Source organism: Streptomyces sp. NPDC041970, assembly GCF_055588985.1.
Genome location: NZ_JBVJCD010000012.1, coordinates 35275 through 54607, shown reverse-complemented (window position 1 = coordinate 54607; position 19333 = coordinate 35275). Strand labels below are relative to the sequence as shown.

15 protein-coding genes and 2 pseudogenes are annotated in these 19333 nt (G+C 74.7%); 11 read left to right on the top strand and 6 right to left on the bottom strand.

Annotation, left to right across the window (positions count from 1 at the left end):
* Nucleotides 1-5: 5 nt before the first annotated feature.
* On the top strand, nucleotides 6-1631 hold the full coding sequence (locus tag ACZ6EJ_RS09460) for an N-acyl-D-amino-acid deacylase family protein (RefSeq protein ID WP_469265727.1): 1626 nt from the start codon (nucleotides 6-8) through the stop codon (nucleotides 1629-1631).
* Nucleotides 1632-1643: 12 nt separating this feature from the next.
* On the opposite strand, the gene ACZ6EJ_RS09455 is transcribed toward ACZ6EJ_RS09460, so the two are convergent.
* The gene (locus ACZ6EJ_RS09455) at nucleotides 1644-2489 is read right to left on the bottom strand and encodes a siderophore-interacting protein (protein WP_469265726.1); all 846 of its coding nucleotides are present in this window, start codon (nucleotides 2487-2489) and stop codon (nucleotides 1644-1646) included.
* Between the two features lie 100 nt (nucleotides 2490-2589).
* On the opposite strand from ACZ6EJ_RS09455, the gene ACZ6EJ_RS09450 reads away from it, so the two are divergent.
* The 8 genes from ACZ6EJ_RS09450 to ACZ6EJ_RS09415 all read left to right on the top strand — a co-directional run bounded on the left by ACZ6EJ_RS09450 (nucleotide 2590) and on the right by ACZ6EJ_RS09415 (nucleotide 11697).
* Entirely contained in the window at nucleotides 2590-3426 is an 837-nt protein-coding gene (locus ACZ6EJ_RS09450; protein WP_469265725.1) for a TetR/AcrR family transcriptional regulator, read from the top strand.
* A gap of 198 nt (nucleotides 3427-3624) precedes the next feature.
* Nucleotides 3625-4437: an arylamine N-acetyltransferase family protein gene (locus ACZ6EJ_RS09445; RefSeq protein ID WP_469265723.1), complete on the top strand. Its 813-nt coding sequence runs from the start codon at nucleotides 3625-3627 to the stop codon at nucleotides 4435-4437.
* Between the two features lie 775 nt (nucleotides 4438-5212).
* Nucleotides 5213-6424 (top strand): pyridoxal phosphate-dependent aminotransferase, encoded by a 1212-nt coding sequence (locus ACZ6EJ_RS09440; RefSeq protein ID WP_469265722.1) that lies wholly within the window; start codon nucleotides 5213-5215, stop codon nucleotides 6422-6424.
* Between the two features lie 82 nt (nucleotides 6425-6506).
* Nucleotides 6507-6914, top strand: a complete 408-nt coding sequence (locus ACZ6EJ_RS09435) for an SCO4983 family protein (protein WP_469265721.1) — start codon at nucleotides 6507-6509, stop codon at nucleotides 6912-6914.
* A 122-nt stretch (nucleotides 6915-7036) separates the two neighbouring features.
* Nucleotides 7037-8161 (top strand): hypothetical protein, encoded by a 1125-nt coding sequence (locus ACZ6EJ_RS09430; RefSeq protein ID WP_469265720.1) that lies wholly within the window; start codon nucleotides 7037-7039, stop codon nucleotides 8159-8161.
* Between the two features lie 62 nt (nucleotides 8162-8223).
* On the top strand, nucleotides 8224-9429 hold the full coding sequence (locus tag ACZ6EJ_RS09425) for a toxic anion resistance protein (RefSeq protein ID WP_469265718.1): 1206 nt from the start codon (nucleotides 8224-8226) through the stop codon (nucleotides 9427-9429).
* A 71-nt stretch (nucleotides 9430-9500) separates the two neighbouring features.
* The gene (locus ACZ6EJ_RS09420) at nucleotides 9501-11084 is read left to right on the top strand and encodes a vWA domain-containing protein (protein WP_469265844.1); all 1584 of its coding nucleotides are present in this window, start codon (nucleotides 9501-9503) and stop codon (nucleotides 11082-11084) included.
* A complete protein-coding gene (locus tag ACZ6EJ_RS09415) occupies nucleotides 11071-11697 on the top strand; it encodes a hypothetical protein (RefSeq protein WP_469265716.1) in 627 nt (208 codons plus the stop codon). The genes ACZ6EJ_RS09420 and ACZ6EJ_RS09415 overlap by 14 nt, the downstream gene beginning before the upstream one ends.
* A 147-nt stretch (nucleotides 11698-11844) precedes the next feature.
* On the opposite strand, the gene ACZ6EJ_RS09410 is transcribed toward ACZ6EJ_RS09415, so the two are convergent.
* On the bottom strand, nucleotides 11845-13668 hold the full coding sequence (locus ACZ6EJ_RS09410; protein WP_469265714.1) for a phosphoenolpyruvate carboxykinase (GTP): 1824 nt from the start codon (nucleotides 13666-13668) through the stop codon (nucleotides 11845-11847).
* Nucleotides 13669-13891: 223 nt separating this feature from the next.
* Between ACZ6EJ_RS09410 and trhA the strand changes: the two genes are divergently transcribed.
* Nucleotides 13892-14587, top strand: a complete 696-nt coding sequence (trhA, locus tag ACZ6EJ_RS09405) for a PAQR family membrane homeostasis protein TrhA (RefSeq protein WP_469265713.1) — start codon at nucleotides 13892-13894, stop codon at nucleotides 14585-14587.
* 236 nt (nucleotides 14588-14823) lie between these two features.
* Here trhA and ACZ6EJ_RS09400 read toward each other — a convergent pair whose 3' ends face one another.
* Nucleotides 14824-16842, bottom strand: a complete 2019-nt coding sequence (locus ACZ6EJ_RS09400) for a thioredoxin domain-containing protein (protein WP_469265711.1) — start codon at nucleotides 16840-16842, stop codon at nucleotides 14824-14826.
* A gap of 135 nt (nucleotides 16843-16977) precedes the next feature.
* Between ACZ6EJ_RS09400 and ACZ6EJ_RS09395 the strand changes: the two are divergent.
* Nucleotides 16978-17091, top strand: a pseudogene (locus ACZ6EJ_RS09395) (DNA-binding protein); the annotation flags it as partial.
* 39 nt (nucleotides 17092-17130) lie between these two features.
* Here the strand turns inward: ACZ6EJ_RS09395 and ACZ6EJ_RS09390 are convergent.
* The 3 genes and pseudogenes from ACZ6EJ_RS09390 to ACZ6EJ_RS09380 all read right to left on the bottom strand — a co-directional run.
* A pseudogene (locus tag ACZ6EJ_RS09390) lies at nucleotides 17131-17233 on the bottom strand (DUF255 domain-containing protein); the annotation flags it as partial.
* Between the two features lie 100 nt (nucleotides 17234-17333).
* The gene (locus ACZ6EJ_RS09385; RefSeq protein ID WP_469265709.1) at nucleotides 17334-18245 is read right to left on the bottom strand and encodes an SMP-30/gluconolactonase/LRE family protein; all 912 of its coding nucleotides are present in this window, start codon (nucleotides 18243-18245) and stop codon (nucleotides 17334-17336) included.
* Between the two features lie 62 nt (nucleotides 18246-18307).
* Nucleotides 18308-19198, bottom strand: coding sequence for a 3-hydroxyacyl-CoA dehydrogenase NAD-binding domain-containing protein (locus ACZ6EJ_RS09380; RefSeq protein ID WP_469265707.1), 891 nt, complete (start codon nucleotides 19196-19198; stop codon nucleotides 18308-18310).
* Between the last annotated feature and the right edge of the window lie 135 nt (nucleotides 19199-19333).

Below are 19333 nucleotides of genomic sequence, written 5' to 3'. Positions count from 1 at the left end.
GACCCATGGACCTGGTCCTGCGTGACGCACGCGTCGTCGACGGCACCGGCGAACCCTCCTACCGCGCCGACGTGGCCGTGGCCGGCGGGCGCATAGCCGAGATCCACCCCGAGGGCTCCCCCGGCCCCCGGCCCACCGCCGTCCGCGTCCTGGACGCCGAGGGGCTGGCGCTCGCCCCCGGCTTCATCGACATGCACGCCCACAGCGACCTGGCGCTGCTGCGCGACCCGGACCACAGCGCGAAGGCGGCGCAGGGCGTCACCCTGGAGGTGCTGGGCCAGGACGGCCTGTCGTACGCCCCGGTCGACGACGGCACGCTCGCGGCCGTCCGGCGCGCCATCACCGGCTGGAACGGCGACGGCGGCGACATCACCTTCGACTGGCGCACGGTGGGCGGCTACCTGGACCGGCTGGACCGCAACTTCGGCGGCCAGGGCATCGCGGTCAACGCCGCCTACCTGATCCCGCAGGGCACGGTCCGGATGTACGCGATGGGCTGGGAGGACCGCCCCGCCTCCGACGCCGACCTGGCCCGGATGAAGGAGCTGGTGGACCAGGGGATGCGCGAGGGCGCGGTCGGCATGTCCTCCGGGCTCACCTACACCCCCGGCATGTACGCGGACGACGCCGAACTCACCGAGCTGTGCCGGGTGGTGGCCGCGCACGGCGGCTACTACTGCCCGCACCACCGCAGTTACGGGGCCGGCGCCCTGGAGGCGTACGAGGAGATGGTCCAGCTCACCCGGACCGCGGGCTGCGCCCTCCACCTCGCCCACGCCACCATGAACTTCGGGGTGAACAAGGGCAGGGCCCCGGACCTGCTGGCCCTCCTGGACGCGGCGCTCGCCGCCGGGGCCGACATCTCGCTCGACACCTACCCGTACACCCCCGGCTGCACGACGCTCGTCGCCATGCTGCCGAGCTGGTCGGGCGAGGGCGGACCGGAGTCGGTGCTGGCCCGGCTCGCGGACGAGGAGAGCGCCGGGCGGATCCGCCACCACCTGGAGGTGCTGGGCTCGGACGGCTGCCACGGGGTGCCGATCGAGTGGGACACGATCGAGATCTCCGGCGTCAACGCGCCGCACCTGGCCGAGTACGTGGGCCGCACGGTGGCCCGGTCGGCCGAGCTGCGGGGCGAGGAGCCCTGGACGACCGCGCGGCGGCTGCTGACCGAGGACCGGCTCGGCACGACGATCCTCCAGCACGTGGGCCACGAGGAGAACGTCCGGCAGATCATGCGCCACCCGGTGCACACCGGGGGCAGCGACGGCATCCTCCAGGGCGAGAAGCCGCACCCGCGGGCGTACGGCACGTTCCCCCAGTACCTCGGGCGGTACGTGCGGGAGTTGGGCATCCTCTCGTTGGAGGAGTGCGTCGCCCACCTGACCTCCCGCCCGGCCGCCCGGCTGCGGCTCGCCGACCGGGGGCTGGTCCGCGAGGGGTACCGCGCGGACCTGGTGCTGTTCGACCCGGAGACGGTGGCGGCGGGCTCCACGTTCGCGGTGCCGCGCGCCCTGCCGGTGGGGATCCCGCACGTGCTGATCGACGGCCGGTTCGTCATCGAGGACGGCAGGCGCACCTCCGTGCTGGCGGGCCGGGCGGTCCGGGGCGCGGGGACCCGGACCGCCTGACCCGCGGGCGGCTCAGCCCTGCCGCGCCCGCTCCGCCGCCCACGCCAGGTCCTCCTCGGTCGGGGCGTCGTCCTGGGTGAGGGCGCGCCGCCAGTAGCCGCTGAACTCGACGGCCGCCTTCGGCACTCGGCGGTCCTCGACGAGGTGGCGGCGGAGCGCCCGGACGGCGGACGCCTCGCCCGCCGCCCAGGCCGCGTCCACCCCGTCCAGGTCCGCCCCGGCACAGCGCACCGCCTCCACCAGCGAGCCGCCCCGGTCGCGGTGCACCCAGTGCACCGCGCTCCCGCCGGCGGCGGACGGCAGCGGCGCCTCCTCCTCGGCGCCCGCGACCTCGGCGTACACCACGGCCTCCGTCTCCTCGGGCAGCGCCGCGAGCAGGGTGGCGATCGCCGGGAGCGCGGTCTCGTCGCCCGCGAGGAGCATCCGGCGGGCGGCCGGCAGCGGGCGGGCGTAGCGGGAGGAGGGCCCGACCATGGCGAGGACGTCGCCGGGGCGGGCGGCCGCTCCCCAGCGGGCCGCGGGGCCGTCGTCGCCGTGCAGCACGAAGTCGACGGCCATCACGTTGCGCCCGCGGTCGTAGGAGCGGACGGTGAAACCGCGCATCCAGGGGCGCTCCGCCTCGGGGATCGCGAGGTAGGCCTCGTACCACCGCATCCCGTCGGCGTCGTCGGCCCGCTGCTCGGGCAGTCGGGGCACGCTCTGCCCGGCGCGCGGCAGGCACAGCCGCATCTGCTGGTCGGGGCGGTCCTCCAGCAGCTCCGGCAGTTCCTCGGCGGTGAAGCCGATCCGGGCCGTGCGGGGGGTGACCCGCTGCACGTCCGTGACTTCCAGCAGGGTGACCGGCAGTGCCTGGCCCATCGCGTCCGACCTCTCTCGCGCCGACGACTTACGGCGCAGATGGCTTACGGTGTAAGGAATTACCCGACGCGGCATTACTTTACACCGTAAGGAGTTGCGTGTGGTGGTCTTCGCCGGCCAGGGCGACCCCCGCCGTTCCCTCGCCCTGCTCTGGCGCGCGGACGCCCCGCCGCCGCGCGGCGGTCCGGGGCCCAAGCCGCGGCTGAGCGTGGACGCGATCGTGGCCGCCGCCGTGGCGCTCGCGGACGAGGAGGGCCTGGACGCCCTCTCGATGCGCGCGGTCGGAGACCGGCTCGGGCGCACGGCGATGGCCCTGTACACCCACATCCCCGGCAAGAGCGAGCTGCTGGATCTGATGTACGACTCCGTCCACGCCGAACTCCCCTCCGCCTACCCGGAGTCGGACGACTGGCGGGCGGCGCTCACCGCGTGGGCGCGGGAGGTCCTGGAGTTCGCCGTGCGCCACCCCTGGGTGCTCCAGATCTCCCAGGCGCGGCCGGTGCTGGGGCCGCACGAGTACGCGGGCCTGGACACGCTCGTCGCCCTGCTGCGGAGGACCGGGCTGGAGGCCGGGACGCTGCGACGGCTGGCGGGGACCCTCGTCGCGTACGTACGGGGCTCGGCGTCCACGGTGGCCGACGCCCGCCTGGCGGCGAGGGCGACGGGCAGCTCGGACGAGCAGTGGTGGGCGGCCCGCTCGGCGGCGCTGACGGAGCTGGTGCCCGACTTCGCGGAGCGCTTCCCCGCGGTGGGCCGACTGGAGGCCGAGGGGCCGGTGGAGCCGTATCCGGGCCCCGGCGAGGACGCGGACGCCGTGCCGTATCCGGAGCGGGAGGCCCGCGAGGCGTTCCGGGTGGGGCTCGGCCTGCTGCTGGACGGGATCGGCGCGGCGGTGGCGGCGCGGGCGGACGGCGGGGCGGGGCACACAGCCGGGTGACCGGGGGCGACCGCCGCGCGCTCGGCCGCGTGCGGTCGGCCGCGTGCGGTCGGCCGGGTGCGCTCGGCCGCCGTGCGGTCGGCCGGGTGCGGTGGAGGGCCGCCCCGCGGTTCGCGCTCCGGTGGAGGGCCGCTTCGTCCGGGGCGCTCGTCCCGTGATCGGAGGCGCGGCGGCGGCCCGGCTGCGTACGGTCGACCCATGACACTCGATCTCGACGCCTACCTCGCCCGCATCGGCTGGACCGGGGAGCCGCGCCCCACGGTGGAGGTGCTGCGCTCCCTGCACCGCGCCCACCTGATCGGCATCCCGTTCGAGAACCTGGAGCCGGTGCTCGGCTCCGCGCCGTCCCTGGCGCCGGCCGACCTGGAGGCCAAGCTCGTCCGCGGCGGGCGCGGCGGGTACTGCTACGAGCACAACACCCTCTTCTCCGCCGTGCTCAAGCGCGTCGGCTTCTCCGTGACCCCGCTGACCGGCCGGGTGGTGCTGGGCGCGGCGCCCGGCGAGGTCCGGCCCCGCACGCACATGCTGATGCGGGTGGGCGTGCCCGACCGGCCGCACGCCTATCTGGCGGACGTCGGCTTCGGGGCGATCGGGTCGCTGCTGGAGCCGATCGAGCTGGTCGAGGGCGCCGAGCTGTTCGACGCGCCGCGCCACCACCGCCTCGTCCACGCCCCGCACGACGGGCCGCTGCCGCTGTGGGAGATGCAGGCCGAGCGGGGCGGCGCGTGGGAGCCGCAGTACGTCTTCACCCTGGACCCGTACGAGGCGCCGGACTACGAGGTGATCAACTGGCACACCGCGACGAACCCGCGCTCGCCGTTCCACCAGGCGGTGTACGCGCAGCGCACCCGCGCCGGCTCGCACCTGGCGCTCTCGGGGCTCGACCTGGTGGAGACCGCCGACGACGGGACGATCAGCGAGCGCCGGCTGAAGGACGGGGCCGAGGCACTGCGCGTCCTGGCCGACGACTTCGGACTCCGGCTCCCGCAGGGCGTACGCCTGCCCGAGTGAGCGCGCGGGGGGTGCGATGGGCCGCCGCGCGGGGGCCGTGCGGCGGGCCGCGCGGCGGTCCGCGCGGCGGTCCGCGCGGCGGTCCGCGCGGGGGTGCAGTGGGCCGTGCGGCGGGCCGCACGGGCGAGGTGGAGGCGTCGCGCGGGCGGTTGCGCACGAAGGCGGGTTGCGTGCAGCGCGGGCGAAGCGGAGGCGTCACGCGGGCGGGTTGCGCCGCACGGGCGCGCCCCGCGCCCCGCACCCCGCCCCGCACACGCGGGCGGGTTGCGTACGCCGTGCGGGGCGGAGGCGTCGCAGGGGCGCGGAGTCCCGCGCGGGCGCGTCCGCGTACGCCGTGCGGGGCGGCCGCGACGCACGCCGGAGCGCGGCGCGGCAAGCGGCCCACGCGCACGCCGGAGCGCACCGGCCGAGTCACAGGTGCCGCCCGCCCGCGCCCGGCCCGCCCACGCGCACGCGCACGCGCGCCGGAGCGCGCCAGCTCGGCGACAAGCGCCCCCGCCCACCCACGACCCCCCGCGTGCGCGCCGGGGCGCGGCGCCCCGAACGGGGCCCGCCCGCGCGCCCGGCTCCGCCCCCCGCGTGGCGCATCTCACCCGTCCCGCCCGCCGACGCACCATTCCAAGCCGTGACGCCGCCCGGACCGGGCCATCCCACGGCCGGGGGCGGCGGCCGGCATGGCGATGGAAGACGGAGCGGGGCGGGTCGCCGGCGCGCGGGGGGCGCGCGCGGGGCAATCCCCGCGCACCGCGCGAAACCCGGCCGTAAGCTCGCGGACATGCAGGTCAACCAGTCGACGAAGCTCGCCAATGTCTGTTACGAGATCCGTGGTCCCGTGCTGGAGGAGGCGATGCGGCTGGAAGCGGCCGGTCAGCGCATCCTCAAGCTGAACACGGGCAACCCCGCCGCGTTCGGGTTCGAGTGCCCTCCGGAGATCCTGGAGGACATCCTGCGCAACCTCGCGGGCGCGCACGGCTACGGCGACGCGAAGGGCCTGCTGTCCGCGCGCCGCGCGGTGGTGCAGCACTACGAGACCAAGGGCATCGACCTCGACGTCGAGGACGTCTACCTGGGCAACGGCGTCTCCGAGTTGATCCAGATGTCGATGCAGGCGCTGCTGGACGACGGCGACGAGGTGCTCGTACCGGCCCCGGACTATCCGCTGTGGACCGCCTCGGTCTCGCTGGCCGGCGGGACGGCCGTGCACTACCGGTGCGACGAGCAGGCCGACTGGATGCCGGACCTGGCCGACGTCGAGCGGAAGATCACCGACCGGACCAAGGCCCTGGTGATCATCAACCCGAACAACCCCACCGGGGCGGTCTACGACGAGGCGATGCTGCGCGGCCTCACCGAGATCGCCCGGCGGCACAACCTCGTCGTGTGCTCGGACGAGATCTACGACCGCATCCTGTACGACGGCGCGACCCACACCCCCACGGCCGCGCTCGCCCCCGACCTGATGGTGCTGACCTTCAACGGCCTGTCGAAGAACTACCGGGTGGCCGGCTACCGCGCCGGGTGGATGGCCGTCTGCGGCCCCAAGGCGCACGCCTCCTCGTACATCGAGGGGCTGACGGTCCTGGCCAACATGCGGCTGTGCGCGAACATGCCCGCGCAGCACGCCGTGGCCACCGCGCTCGGCGGGCGGCAGTCGATCGACGACCTGGTGCTGCCGGGCGGGCGCATCCTGGAACAGCGGGACACCGCGTACGACCTGCTCACCTCGATCCCCGGCGTGAGCTGCGTGAAGCCGAAGGGGGCGCTGTACCTCTTCCCCCGACTCGACCCCAAGGTCTATCCGATCAAGGACGACCGGCAGATGGTCCTGGACCTGCTGCGGGCCGAGCGGATCATGGTGGTCCAGGGCACCGGGTTCAACTGGCCCGAGCCCGACCACTTCCGGATCGTCACGCTGCCCGCGGTCGAGGACCTGGCCGACGCCGTGACCCGGATCGGCGGCTTCCTGGACGGTTACGGACAGCCGTAGCGCGACCACAGTTCCGGACCGCAGACAACTTTAGACTGATTCCAATGTAGGATGGTTCCCACGCACCACCGGGAGGCCATCCATGTACGAGCCGATCCGCAGCGCCTCGGTCCACTCGACGGCCGACGACGCGGACTTTCCGCACCGCAGCCGCGAGGAGGAGCTGGACATCCAGCTCGCCGGACACCTGGCCGCCCTCCTCGCGGTCACCGACGAACTGGGCCTCGACGCGGCGGGCGACCGCATCGCCGAGCAGGTCGCCCGGTTGCGCGGAGCCCCGCCCGCCCGGCACGCGGGCCGGTCCGACGCCGCCCCGGCCGCCCTCCACCGCCGCGCCCACGCCCTGGCGGGCCGCTCGCTGGTGGTGGCCGCCTCACGCGCCGACACCACCGCCGCCATCCTCTCCGCCGAGCGGATGGACGCGCACGCCGCGGCCCTCGCCGCCCCCGCCGGACCCGCCCCCGCCGGGGAGCTGGTCGGCGCCCGCTGACGGCCCCGGTCCGCGCGCCGCACAGGCCCGCGGACCGGGCGCCACCCACCCCGCCCCCGCGGCCGACCGTGGCGTACTGGGATGCCCCCGTCATCTCCCGTCCACCTGACTCGGCCCGGAATGTGGGTTTCCGGGAGCACGCTGCACCCGTGAGACGCATCGTGGGAATCGTCCTGGCCGTCCTGTTGATCGGCGGCGTGGCAGCGGTCGTCGCGGCAGGCCGCGACAGCGCGGGCAGCGGCACGGGGACCAGGACCGTACGGGGGGTCATCGGGTCGGAGAAGGCCGAGTTCTTCGCCGATCCCGACACCGTGAAGGCCCTCGCGTCCAAGGGGTTCACCGTACGGACCGAGACGTCCGGCTCCTGGGCGATGGACCGACTGCCCCTGAAGGGCCACGACTTCGCGTTCCCCAGCTCGAAGGCCCCGGCCGACGAGCTGCGCAGCGGGGCCGAGGCCCACGGCGGACCGCTGCGGCCCTTCTACTCCCCCCTCGTCGTCGTCGCCCACCGCGGCGCGGCCGAGGTCCTCGCGGCCAACGGGCTGGCCCGACTGAAGGACACCGGCTCGAAGTTCACCACCCAGGGGACGCTGCTGATGGACCCCTACCTCAAGGCGGCCGCGGACGACCGGACCTGGCAGCAGCTCAAGGAGACCGCCGGCCGGCCCGAGCTGCGCGGGACGGTGTTCATCACGACCACCGACCCCGTCGCCTCCAACTCCGGCGCGCTCTACCTCGCCGCCGCCTCGTACGTCGCCGACGGCGGCCGGGTCGCCGCGGACGCCGCGGCCGTCGAGCGCACGGCCCCCCTGATGCGCAAGCTCGTCCAGGTCCAGGGCGCCCAGCAGACCAGCACCGACGCGCCGTTCCGGGACTTCGTCAGCGGGGTCGGCAACCCCCTCGTCCTGGTCTACGAGTCCCAGGTGGCCTCCCTCCTGACGCGCAGCGAGCCCCAGGAGATCGGCGACCTCGTCGTCCTGTACCCGGACACCACGGTCTCCAGCGACCACACCCTGGTCCCGCTGACCGCCCACGGGCGGGAGTTGGGCGAACTGCTCTCCACCGACCCCGTACTGCGGGAGCTGGCGGTCCGGCACGGCTTCCGCCCCCAGGGCGCGGCCGCCGAGTTCGCCACGGCCACCGACGAGCACACCGACTACATCGACCAGCGGCTCACCGGCGTACGCCAGGCGCCCGTGCCCACCGCGAAGGTGCTGCGCTCGATGGCCGCACGGGCCCGCGGCTGACGGCGCCGCCGGGTCCGTGCCGGGCCCTCCCCCTTCCGCTTCCGCCCCAGGAGGACTCCGCCATGTCCCAGCACGCACCGCCGCCGTCCGATCCGCCGACCACCCCGCTGGTGCTCACCCCGCCCGGCCCCGTCGCACCCGTCCGCGCCGAACAGGCCGCCGGGATGGTGCCGGTCGAGGAGTCCGTGCGCGCCGAGATGGCCCGCCGCGCCGAGGAGTACGTGGCCTCCCTCGCCGGACTCGACCCCCGCTCACCGGAGTTCACCGCCCGCATCGGCGAGATCGCCGGCCTCGGGCAGCGCGACATCCACCGGGCCGCCCAGCAGTCCAACCGGATGCTGGACCGCACCGTCCGCTCGCTGGCCTCCGGCGAGGGCGACGCCCCGGCGCGCGTCGCGACCTCGCTCACCGAGCTGCGCCGCACGGTGGAGGACCTCGACCCGCGCGACGCCCCGGCGCGCGGGGCCCGCCGGCTGCTGTCCCGGCTGCCCGGCGGAAACCGGCTGCGCGACCACGTCGCGAAGTACGCGTCCGCCCGCGCCACCCTCGACCGGATCGTCGGCTCCCTCCGCGGCGGCCAGGACGAACTGCGCCGCGACAACGCCGCGCTGCACACCGAGCGCACCCGGCTCTGGGAGTCCATGGGCAAGCTCCAGGAGTACGCCGTCCTCACCGAGTCCCTGGACGGCGTCGTAACCCAGCGCGTCGCCGAGGCCGAGGCGGCGGGCGACACGGCACGGGCCGAGGCGCTCCGGGCCGACGTCCTCTTCCCCGTGCGGCAGAAGCACCAGGACCTGCTGACCCAGATCGCGGTCTGCGCGCAGGGCTACCTCGCGATGGACGTCGTGCGGCGCAACAACGAGGAGCTGATCAAGGGCGTCGACCGGGCGGCCTCCACCACGGTCTCCGCCCTGCGCATCGCCGTGACGCTCGCCTCGGCCCTGGAGAACCAGCGCCGGGTGACCGAGCAGGTGGGGGCGTTGCGCGCCACCACGGAGGAGTTGATCCAGGGCAACGCGCGGATGCTCGGCGCCCAGAGCGGGGAGATCCAGCGCCTCGCGGCCGAACCGGCGGTCGGCGTCGAGACCCTGCGCACCGCGTTCGGGCAGATCTACGCCACCCTGGACGCCATCGACACGTACAAGGCGCGGGCCACCGAGACGATGGCCGCCACCGTCGAGGCGCTGACGGCCGAACTCCAGGAAGCGGGCGACCGGTTGGAGCGCAGCCGGTCGCTGGACGCTCCCCTGGACGGGGGGCGGGCGTGAACCGCCGCATACGGGCCGGGCTGCGCGCCCGGCGCGACCGCGCCACCGCGCGCCCCGCCGCCCGCCGCCGGCTGACGCGCGCCCTCGCCCCCCTGCTGGCCGCCGCCCTGCTCCTCCCGCTCGCCGCCTGCACCGACGAGGGGGCGGGCGGCCGCCCGGACGGCGAGGACGACGGGCGGCCTCGGCCGGGAACGCTGCGGGTGCTGGCCTCCAGCGAGCTCAGCGACATGGAACCGCTGCTGGAGGCGGCCCGCGAGGCGACCGGGATCACCGTCCGGCCCACCTGGACGGGCACCCTGGAGGCCGTCGAGCGGCTGGAGTCCGGGGAGGCGGACGGGGCGTTCGACGCGGTGTGGCTCTCGTCCAACGACTACCTGCGGCTGCGCCCGGAGGCCGCCCGCCGGATCGCCTCCGAGACCCCCCTGATGGCCTCGCCGGTCGCCCTCGGCGTACGGCCCGCGACGGTGCGGCGGCTGGGCTGGGACCCCGAGCGGGTCAGTTGGGCCCAGGTCCACCGGGCGGTGGCGGACGGGGACCTGACGTACGGGATGACCGACCCGAAGCGCTCCCACTCCGGTTTCGCCGCGCTGATCTCGGTGGCGTCCGGGCTCTCGGGGGCGCAGGCGGCCCTCACCGACGCCGACGTCCGCGGGGCGGGCCCGAAGCTGAAGGAGTTCTTCGCGGGGCAGCGCCTCACCTCGGGCTCCTCCGGGTGGCTGGCCGCCGCGTACGCCCGGCGCTCCTCCGTCGACGCGCTGATCAACTACGAGTCGGTGCTGCTCTCGCTGAACCGCGACAGCGGCGCCGGCCTGACGGTGGTCCGGCCCCGCGACGGGGTGGTGACCGCCGACTACCCGCTCAGCGCGCTCACCGCGGCCGCGCCCGCCGCGCGCGACTCCGTCACCGCCCTGGCCGAGCACTTCCGGACCCCGGCGGCGCAGCGGGAGATCACCCGGCGGACGCTGCGCCGCCCGGTCGTCGCCGCCGCCCGGCCCGCCGACCCGCTCTCCCCGGAGCAGCGCCGCGAACTGCCCTTCCCCGGTTCGCGGTCGGTCGCGGACGGCTTGCTCGACGCCTACGAGCACCGGCTGCGGCGCCCTTCGCGGACCGTGTACGTCCTGGACACCTCCGGGTCGATGGCCGGCCGGCGGCTGGCCCGGCTGAAGTCCGCGCTGGCCGGGCTGACCGGGGACTTCCGCCAACGCGAGCAGGTCACGCTGATGCCGTTCGGCTCCGCGGTCAAGCGGGTCCGCACCCACACCGTCGACCCGGCGGACCCGAAGGCCGGGCCGGCGGCGATCCGGGCGGACACCGCCGCCCTGACGGCCAGCGGGGACACGGCGATCTACTCCTCGCTCGCCGCGGCCTACGACCACCTCGGCCCGGACACCGAGTCCGTGTTCACCTCCGTGGTGCTGATGACGGACGGCGAGAACACGGCGGGCCGGTCGGCGAAGGACTTCGACGCCTTCTACCGGGCGCTGCCCGCCTCCCGGCAGGCCACCCCGGTCTTCCCGATCGTGTTCGGCGACTCCGACCGCTCGGAGCTGGAGGGGATCGCCGCGCTCACCGGCGGCCGCCTCTTCGACGGGACGAAGGAGCACGGTCCCGGCTCGCTGGACGGGGCGTTCGAGGAGATCCGTGGCTACCAGTAGAACGCCGGCCGACCGGGTCCTCGCCTACGCGGAGTCGGCCCGCAACCTCACCGGCAGCGCCTTCGGCCTGGTGGGCCTGGCCCTGACGTTCACCGGGGTGGCGGGCCCGTACTGGCCGGCCGTGGTCGGCGGGCTGTACGGGGCGGGCGCGCTGCTCGCCCCGCCGCCCCGGCCGGCCGCCCCGGCGTTCGAGGAGCCGTCCACGCGCCTGGACGAGGTGCGCGCGGACCTGGTGACGCTGCGGGACTACCTGGAGCAGGTGTACCTGCCGCCCGCCGCGCGGGAACGGCTGGCCTCGCTGACCGGGCTGCTGGACGGGCTGCTGGCCCCCGGCTGGGTCTCCGAGGCGCTGGCGGACGACCCGGAGGGCGTGCACGTCCTGGTGCGGGCGGTGCGGCGGGACGTCCCGGAGTCCGTCGACGCGTTCGTACGGACCCGGTGGTGGACGCGGCTGACGCCGGGCGCGCACGGCCCCGAGGAGGAGTTGGACCGGCAGTTGGCGCTGCTCCACGGCGAGGTGCGGGGGCTGGTGGACGGGTTGCGCGAGGCGGAGGAGCTGCGCCAGCGCTCCCACACGAAGTACCTGGAGGACAGGAGCGGGGGCGGGCTGTGACGTACGCGGACGCGGGGCGGCCCCCGGAACCGTGAGGGGGTTCCGGGGGCCGGGCCGTGGCGGGTCGTCGGCCCCACAGGTCAGGGCGGATGTCCGATGGACCCGGCCACGGGGCTCGGTGCGGGGCGGTGCGCCGCCCCGGACGGGTCAGCCCAGGCGCTCGACGAGGGCGCGGTACTCGTCCCACAGCTCCTTGGGCGTGTGGTCCCCGAAGGTGTCGAGGTGCTCGGGGATCAGGGCGGCCTCCTCGCGCCAGACCTCCTTGTCGACCGTGAGCAGGAAGTCCAGGTCGGACGCGGAGAGGTCCAGGCCCTCGGTGTCGAGCGCGCCCTCGGCCGGCAGGATGCCGATCGGGGTCTCGACGCCCTCGCCCCGGCCCTCCAGGCGCTCCACGATCCACTTCAGCACGCGGCTGTTCTCACCGAAGCCGGGCCAGACGAACGAGCCGGCCTCGTTCTTGCGGAACCAGTTGACGTAGTAGATCTTCGGCAGCTTGCTCCGGTCCTTGTCGGCGCCGACCTTGATCCAGTGGTTCATGTAGTCGCCCATGTTGTAGCCGCAGAACGGCAGCATGGCGAACGGGTCGCGGCGCAGCTCGCCGACCTTGCCCTCGGCGGCGGCGGTCTTCTCGGAGGCGACGTTGGCCCCGAGGAAGACGCCGTGCTGCCAGTCGAAGGACTCGGTGACCAGCGGGACGGCGGAGGCGCGGCGCCCGCCGAAGAGGATCGCGGAGATCGGCACGCCCCGGGGGTCCTCCCACTCCGGCGCGATGGTCGGGCACTGCCCGGCCGGGACGGTGAAGCGGGCGTTGGGGTGGGCGGCGGGCGTGCCGGACTCGGGGGTCCAGTCGTTGCCCTTCCAGTCCGTGAGGTGGGCCGGGGCCTCCTCGGTCATGCCCTCCCACCAGACGTCGCCGTCGTCGGTGAGCGCGACGTTGGTGAAGACGGAGTTGCCCCACATGGTCTTCATGGCGTTGGCGTTGGTGTGCTCGCCGGTGCCGGGCGCGACGCCGAAGAAGCCGGCCTCGGGGTTGATCGCGTAGAGCCGCCCGTCCTCGCCGAACCGCATCCAGGCGATGTCGTCGCCGATGGTCTCCACGGTCCAGCCGGGGATCGTGGGCTCCAGCATGGCGAGGTTGGTCTTGCCGCAGGCGCTCGGGAACGCGGCGGCGACGTACCTGGACTCACCGCGCGGCGGGGTGAGCTTGAGGATCAGCATGTGCTCGGCCAGCCAGCCCTCGTCGCGGGCCATGACGGAGGCGATGCGCAGCGCGTAGCACTTCTTGCCGAGCAGGGCGTTGCCGCCGTAGCCGGATCCGTACGACCAGATCTCGCGGTCCTCGGGGAAGTGCGAGATGTACTTGGTGGAGTTGCACGGCCAGGGGACGTCCTCCTCGCCCTCGGCCAGGGGGGCGCCGAGCGTGTGGACGGCCTTGACGAAGAAGCCGTCGTCGCCCAGCTCGTCCAGGACGGCCTGTCCCATGCGGGTCATGGTGCGCATGGAGACGGCGACGTACGCGGAGTCGGTGATCTCGACGCCGATCGCGGAGAGCGGCGAGCCGACGGGGCCCATGCAGAAGGGCACGACGTACATGGTGCGGCCGCGCATGGAACCGCGGAAGACGCCGTTCCCACCGGTGAAGATCTCCCGCATCTCGGCGGGGTCCTTCCAGTGGTTGGTGGGGCCGGCGTCCTTCTCCTCCTTGGAGCAGATGAACGTGCGGTCCTCGACGCGGGCGACGTCGGTGGGGTCGGAGGCGGCGTAGTAGGAGTTCGGCCGCTTGACCTCGTCGAGCTTGGTGAACGTGCCCTTGGCGACGAGCTCCCCGCACAGGCGCTCGTACTCGGCCTCGGAGCCGTCGCACCACACCACCCGGTCCGGTTCGGTGATGGCCGCGATCTCGTCGACCCAGGAGACCAGCTCCTGGTGGTGGGTGGGGGCAGTGGGGGGAGCCGCGATGTCGCGCGCCACGTTCGCTCCTAGATGAGGGTGTCAGTTGTCTGGAGGCCCCGTGGGGGCTGCGACCCGGATGCTTCGTACCCTGCGGAATCCCCTGGCGCTCATCCGGTGTCGACCGCACTCATTTGATCATCCGACCCTCGCGCCCATATGTCCAGGGGGCCTCACACGTGAGCATCGCCACTCGTTCGCATTCCGTATCCGCTACCTACGGTGCCGTAGGTAACATGCCGATATGACTGACTCCGTCCCCGCCGCCACGACCACGGGCCCCGTCGAACTCGACGACCCCGTCCCCGTCAAGCCGCGGATGCGCGGCTGGCTGCACGCCGGGATGTTCCCGGCGGCGCTGATCGCCGGGGTCGCCCTGGTCGCCCTGACCGACAGCACGAAGGGCCGGATCGCCTGCGCGGTGTACGGGCTCTCCGCGTGCCTGCTGTTCGGCGTCAGCGCCGTCTACCACCGCGGCACCTGGGGGCCGCGCGGCGAGGCGGTGCTCCGCCGCCTGGACCACGCCAACATCTTCCTGATCATCGCGGGCACCTACACCCCGCTCACCCTGCTCCTGCTCCCCGAGTCCACCGCACGCCCCCTGCTGTGGGGGATCTGGGCGGCCGCGGCGGCGGGCATCGCCTTCCGGGTCTTCTGGGTCGGCGCGCCGCGCTGGCTCTACACCCCGTGCTACATAGCGATGGGCTGGGCGGCGGTCTTCTTCCTGCCGGACTTCCTGCGCACCGGCGGGATCGCCGTGCTCGTCCTGGTCGTCGTCGGCGGGCTGCTCTACAGCGCGGGCGGCGTGATCTACGGCATCAAGCGGCCCAACCCCTCGCCGCGCTGGTTCGGCTTCCACGAGGTCTTCCACTCGCTGACCCTGGCGGCGTTCGTCGCCCATTACGTGGGCATCTCGATCGTCGCCCACCAACACGGGTAGCCGCCGGGCGGGCGCGCGCGTCGCCTACCCGTGCTGGTGGGCGCGCGCGGGGGCGCGCAGGAGGACGGCGTACGGGGAGGAGGACCGGGCCGACCGGCCACGCGAGGGGGGCCGGCCGGCCCGGCCACCGTACGACCGGGGGCCGAACCCGACCGCGCGTCCAGCGCCCGCTCGCGGGCGGGGCGGGGCGCCCCAGTGGCCGGCCGGCCCGCCTCCGCGCCCCGGCGGCTCCGGCCTCAGCCGCCCAGCCGCGCCGCCAGCTCCCCGGCGTCGGTGGTCGGCGCGTCGCACACGAAGTGGCGGCACACGTACGCCGTCGGCTCCCCCGCCACCAGCGGCCGGTCCGCCAACAGCGGGAACTCCTCCCCCGCCTGCGGCCCCTCGCCCGCCGCGACCACCGCCCCCGGAGCCCGGCCCAGCAGCGCCGTACGGTGCAGCTCGCCGCCGACCGGACCGGCCACGGCCACCTCGCGGGGGCCGTCCAGCAGCGCCTCGGCCACCGCGAGCCCCCAGCCGATGAACCGGGGGGCGCGCGGCCCCAACGCCTTGACCACGCCCAGCGCGCCCTCGGCGGCCGCGCGATGCGCCGACGAGCCGGTGTACGCCGCGTAGGTGAGCAGCGCGCCCGCCGCCGCCGTCCACCCGGCCGGGGTGGCGCTGTCCGTGGGGTCCTGGGGGCGGCGGATCAACCGCTCGGCGTCGTGCGCGGTGTCGTAGAGCTGGCCGCCCTCCCCGGTGAACTGCTCCAGCACGATGTCGAGCAGGAACCCGGCGAACTCCAGCCACACGCCCTCGCCGGTCACCGCCGCCAGCGCGAGGAAGCCCTCGGCCACATCGCCGTAGTCCTCCAGCACCCCGGCGTTGTCGCCCGCGCGCCCGTCCCTGGAGGTCCGCGCCAGCCGGGCCACCTCGCCCAGGTGCACCCGCACCAGCAGGTCGGCGGCCTCGGTGGCCCGCTCGACCAGGTCGGGCCGGTCGAAGTACGCGCCGGTCTCGGCGAGCGCGGCGACGGCGAGCCCGTTCCAGGCGGCCACCACCTTGTCGTCCCGCCCCGGCCGCGGCCGCTGCTCACGCGCCGCCAGCAGCCGGGCCCGTACGTCCGCGACCCGCGCGGCGTCCACCGGCCCCGCGTCCCCCGGCAGCCGCAGCACGGACGCGCCCTCCTCGAAGGTGCCCTCCTCGGTGACGCCGAAGTACGCGGCGGCGAAGTCGCCGTCCGCCTCCCCGAGCACCTCGCGCAGCTCCGCGGGCGTCCACACGTAGAAGGCCCCCTCGACGTGCTCGCCGCGGGCGTCCTCGCTGTCCGCGTCCAGCGCCGAGGCGAAACCGCCCTCGGCGGTGCGCAGCTCCCGCACCATGAAGTCGGCGGTCTCCAGGGCGATGCGCCGGGCCTCGCCCGACCCGGTGGCGCGCCAGAGGTGGGCGTACACGCGGCAGAGCAGGGCGTTGTCGTAGAGCATCTTCTCGAAGTGGGGGACGATCCACTCCCGGTCCACGGAGTAGCGGGCGAACCCGCCGCCGAGCTGGTCGTAGATCCCGCCCCGCGCCATCGCCGCACAGGTGTCGACGGCCATCTGGAGCGCGCCCTCGGCCCCGGTGCGGGCGTGGTGGCGCAGCAGGAACTCGATGGCCATGGACGGCGGGAACTTGGGCGCCCCGCCGAAACCGCCGTACTGCTCGTCGTACTCCCGCGTCAGCCCGAGCAGCGCCTGAGCGGTCTCCCGCTCACCGGGCGCCCCGTCCCCGCCGTGCGCCAACGACCGGCCGGCGAGATCGGCGACGATGCGCCCGGCCACCTCCGCCACCTCCCCCCGCCGATCCGCCCACGCGGCCCGCACCCCTTCGAGGACCTGCCGGAAGGAGGGCGACCCGTGCCGGGGCTCGGGCGGGAAGTAGGTCCCGAAGTAGAACGGCTCGGCGTCCGGCGTGAGGAACACGGTCATCGGCCACCCCCCGTGCCCGGTGGCGGCCTGCACGGCCTCCATGTACACGGCGTCCACATCGGGCCGCTCCTCGCGGTCCACCTTGACGGACACGAAGTGCTCGTTCATGTACGCGGCGGTCTCGTCGTCCTCGAACGACTCGTGGGCCATGACGTGGCACCAGTGGCAGGCGCTGTACCCGACGCTGAGCAGCACGGGCACATCACGCCGTCGCGCTTCCTCGAAAGCCTCCGGCGACCACGGCCACCAGTCGACCGGATTGTCCGCGTGCTGCAGCAGATAGGGCGAGGTCACACCAGCCAGCCGGTTCATACGATCCAGCCTCTCACAGGGCCTGGCGCGGCCGGCGGAACCCTCACGAGCCCGCCCCGCCCGGTTGAACTGCCCGTGCGAGCCATCAAGCGACGGGCAGCTCCTCCCCCTCGGGGTCGGCGTCGCCCCCTCCCGATCGACGCCCTCGTCGCCGCGCTCGCGCTCCGTGTTCCGGCACCCGCGATCGTTCTGACCTCCGACCGTGACGACTGGTCGAAGCTCTGCGGGAAGCGCGTGATCATCAGGGACGGGCAAGCGCCGCCGACTGCTGGGTTCGCGAGTTCACTGGCACCCGTGGCACGCGGAGTGGCCGACGCCGAGCAGCACGGGCACGTCGCACCTCCGTGAACGCCTCGGGCGACCAGGGCCACCAGTCGACGGCGTCGTCCGCCGGGCGTCCGCCGCGCGGTCTCCGCCTCCGGGGGGGGCCGAACGCCGGTGCGGGGCGGGCCCGGTGTGTGCGGGCCCCCGGCGTCGGCGGGCCCGGTCGCCTAGCGCTCCACCAGGCACAGCCCCGTCAGCGGCTCCGCGAGGTGCACGAGGTCGCGCGGCTTCTGGTCGGCCGCGGGGCCGTCCGGCAGGGGGACGCTGCGGATGTGGCCGTGGAGGTCGGAGACGTAGGCGATGCCCGCCTCGGCGTCGACGGCGAGGCCGATCGCCTCCTCGAAACCGTCCGCGAGGATCTCGGGGGGCTTCCCCGCGGCTCCGACCGGGGGAAGGGGGGCGCGGTTGAGGGTGTTGCCGGCGGGCGGGGCCCCGCGGTCGGTCCAGTAGAGGCGGTCGCCCTCCAGGTGGAGGTCGATCGGCTCGGGCAGGTCGCTCCACAGCACTTCGACGTCCGTCCGGTTCGCGGCGGTCTGCCCGGCGGGGATGTTCAGGCCGGCGCGGAGGATGCGGCCCCTGCCGCCCTTGGCCGGCCCCTTCTGCGTCCAGTACAGGTGGCCGCGTGCGGGGTCCACCGCCACGCCGACGCACTCGCCCATGACGCCTTCCTCGGCGGGGTTGACCACGAGGTCGGTCAGGCCGCTGCCGTCGGCGCGGACCCGGCTGACCCGGTGGCCCTCGCGGTCGCCCCAGTACAGCGTGCCGGCCCCGTCGGTGGTGAGCTGCTTGCCGGTCGTCATCGCCCCGAGCGGGACCACGTCGCGCGGTCGTCCGCCGTCCGGACTCATGGCGTGGACGCCGCCGTTGGGGCGGGAGAAGTCCTGGCCGGCCTCGCCGGGGATGCCGGGGTGGGCCACGGGAGCGCCCATGGTGGTCCAGTAGACGGCGGTCGAGTCCGCGACTATGCCGTCCGGTGCGGGGCCGGCGTCCTCCAGGAGGGTGTGCACGTCGCCGTCCGGAAGGCTGACCCGCAGCACCTTCCCCGGCACGATCTGGAGTGCGAGCAGTGCTTTCGGCATGGTGACCGTCCTTGTTCTGTCGATGGTGTTCCGGCCTCGCCCCGGCAGGGGCATCGGTGCGGTCACCCCTGGTCGGCGTCGCGCGGCGCGGGGTCCCGCCAGCCCAGCGGTTCGAGGACGGAGCGGGTGCGCGCGTCGCGTCGGTCCGCCCGGCGTTCGTAGGCCGCTTCGCCGGTGCCGTACGCCTCTTCGACGGCGTCGAGGACGTCGCCCATGCGGGCCGGGTCCGCGCTTCCGGTCTCGAAGGTCATCTGCGAGCCGACGTGCTGGGCGAGGTGGCGCATCCCGGCGGGGCCGCCGCCCAGGGAGCCGCTCTCGAACGGGCCCGTCACGGCCCAGCGCAGTCCGAGCGAGGCGCGGACGAGGTCGTCGAGCCCCTGGACGTCGATCACGCCCTGCTGCACCAGGTAGGCCGCCTGGTCGTTGAAGACCTTCTGCAGGCGGTTGCCGACGAAGCCGGGGATCTCCTTCTTGAGCCGGATCGGCAGCTTGCCGAGACCGCGGTAGACCTCGACCGCGCGGTCGACGGTCCGCTCGCTGGTCCGCTCTCCGGGCACCACCTCCACCAGCGGCATGAGCTCCGGCGGGTTGAACGGGTGGCCGACCACGATGCGGTCGGCCGCCGGGTTGCCGCGGGCGATGGCCGAGGGGAGCAGCGACGAGGAGGAGGAGGCCAGCACCACGTCGTCACGCGTGTGCGCGGCCAGTGCGGCGAACATCTCCTCCTTGACCTCGATCCGCTCCGGCCCGGCCTCCTGGACGAAGTCCGCTCCGCTCACCGCGGCGGCCAGGTCGGCGGTCGTGGTCACCGGCCTGCCGGGCAGCGCCCGCTCCACCAGTTCGCGCAGGTCGGGCCGCGGGTCGCAGACGCGTACCTCCCAATCCGCCCTGTCGAACAGACGGGCCCAGGAGACACCGATGACACCGGCGCCGACGATCGTCACGACCGCCATGGAGATCACCTCGAAATAGGGGGGAGGACAGCGAGCACGGGGCCGGCCGGGCGATCGGCCCCTCCCGGAGAAGGGGCGGCATCGCGGAGGGCGGTGATCGGGCGGGGCTGAACGAGAGGCGCTCAGGGCCGCGCA

Coding starts and splice junctions, on each gene's coding strand:
- ACZ6EJ_RS09460 (WP_469265727.1), top strand. CDS start 6: ATGGACCTGGTCCTGCGTGACGCACGCGTCGTCGACGGCACCGGCGAA.
- ACZ6EJ_RS09455 (WP_469265726.1), bottom strand. CDS start 2,489: ATGGGCCAGGCACTGCCGGTCACCCTGCTGGAAGTCACGGACGTGCAG.
- ACZ6EJ_RS09445 (WP_469265723.1), top strand. CDS start 3,625: ATGACACTCGATCTCGACGCCTACCTCGCCCGCATCGGCTGGACCGGG.
- ACZ6EJ_RS09440 (WP_469265722.1), top strand. CDS start 5,213: ATGCAGGTCAACCAGTCGACGAAGCTCGCCAATGTCTGTTACGAGATC.
- ACZ6EJ_RS09435 (WP_469265721.1), top strand. CDS start 6,507: ATGTACGAGCCGATCCGCAGCGCCTCGGTCCACTCGACGGCCGACGAC.
- ACZ6EJ_RS09425 (WP_469265718.1), top strand. CDS start 8,224: ATGTCCCAGCACGCACCGCCGCCGTCCGATCCGCCGACCACCCCGCTG.
- trhA (WP_469265713.1), top strand. CDS start 13,892: ATGACTGACTCCGTCCCCGCCGCCACGACCACGGGCCCCGTCGAACTC.
- ACZ6EJ_RS09400 (WP_469265711.1), bottom strand. CDS start 16,842: ATGAACCGGCTGGCTGGTGTGACCTCGCCCTATCTGCTGCAGCACGCG.
- ACZ6EJ_RS09385 (WP_469265709.1), bottom strand. CDS start 18,245: ATGCCGAAAGCACTGCTCGCACTCCAGATCGTGCCGGGGAAGGTGCTG.
- ACZ6EJ_RS09380 (WP_469265707.1), bottom strand. CDS start 19,198: ATGGCGGTCGTGACGATCGTCGGCGCCGGTGTCATCGGTGTCTCCTGG.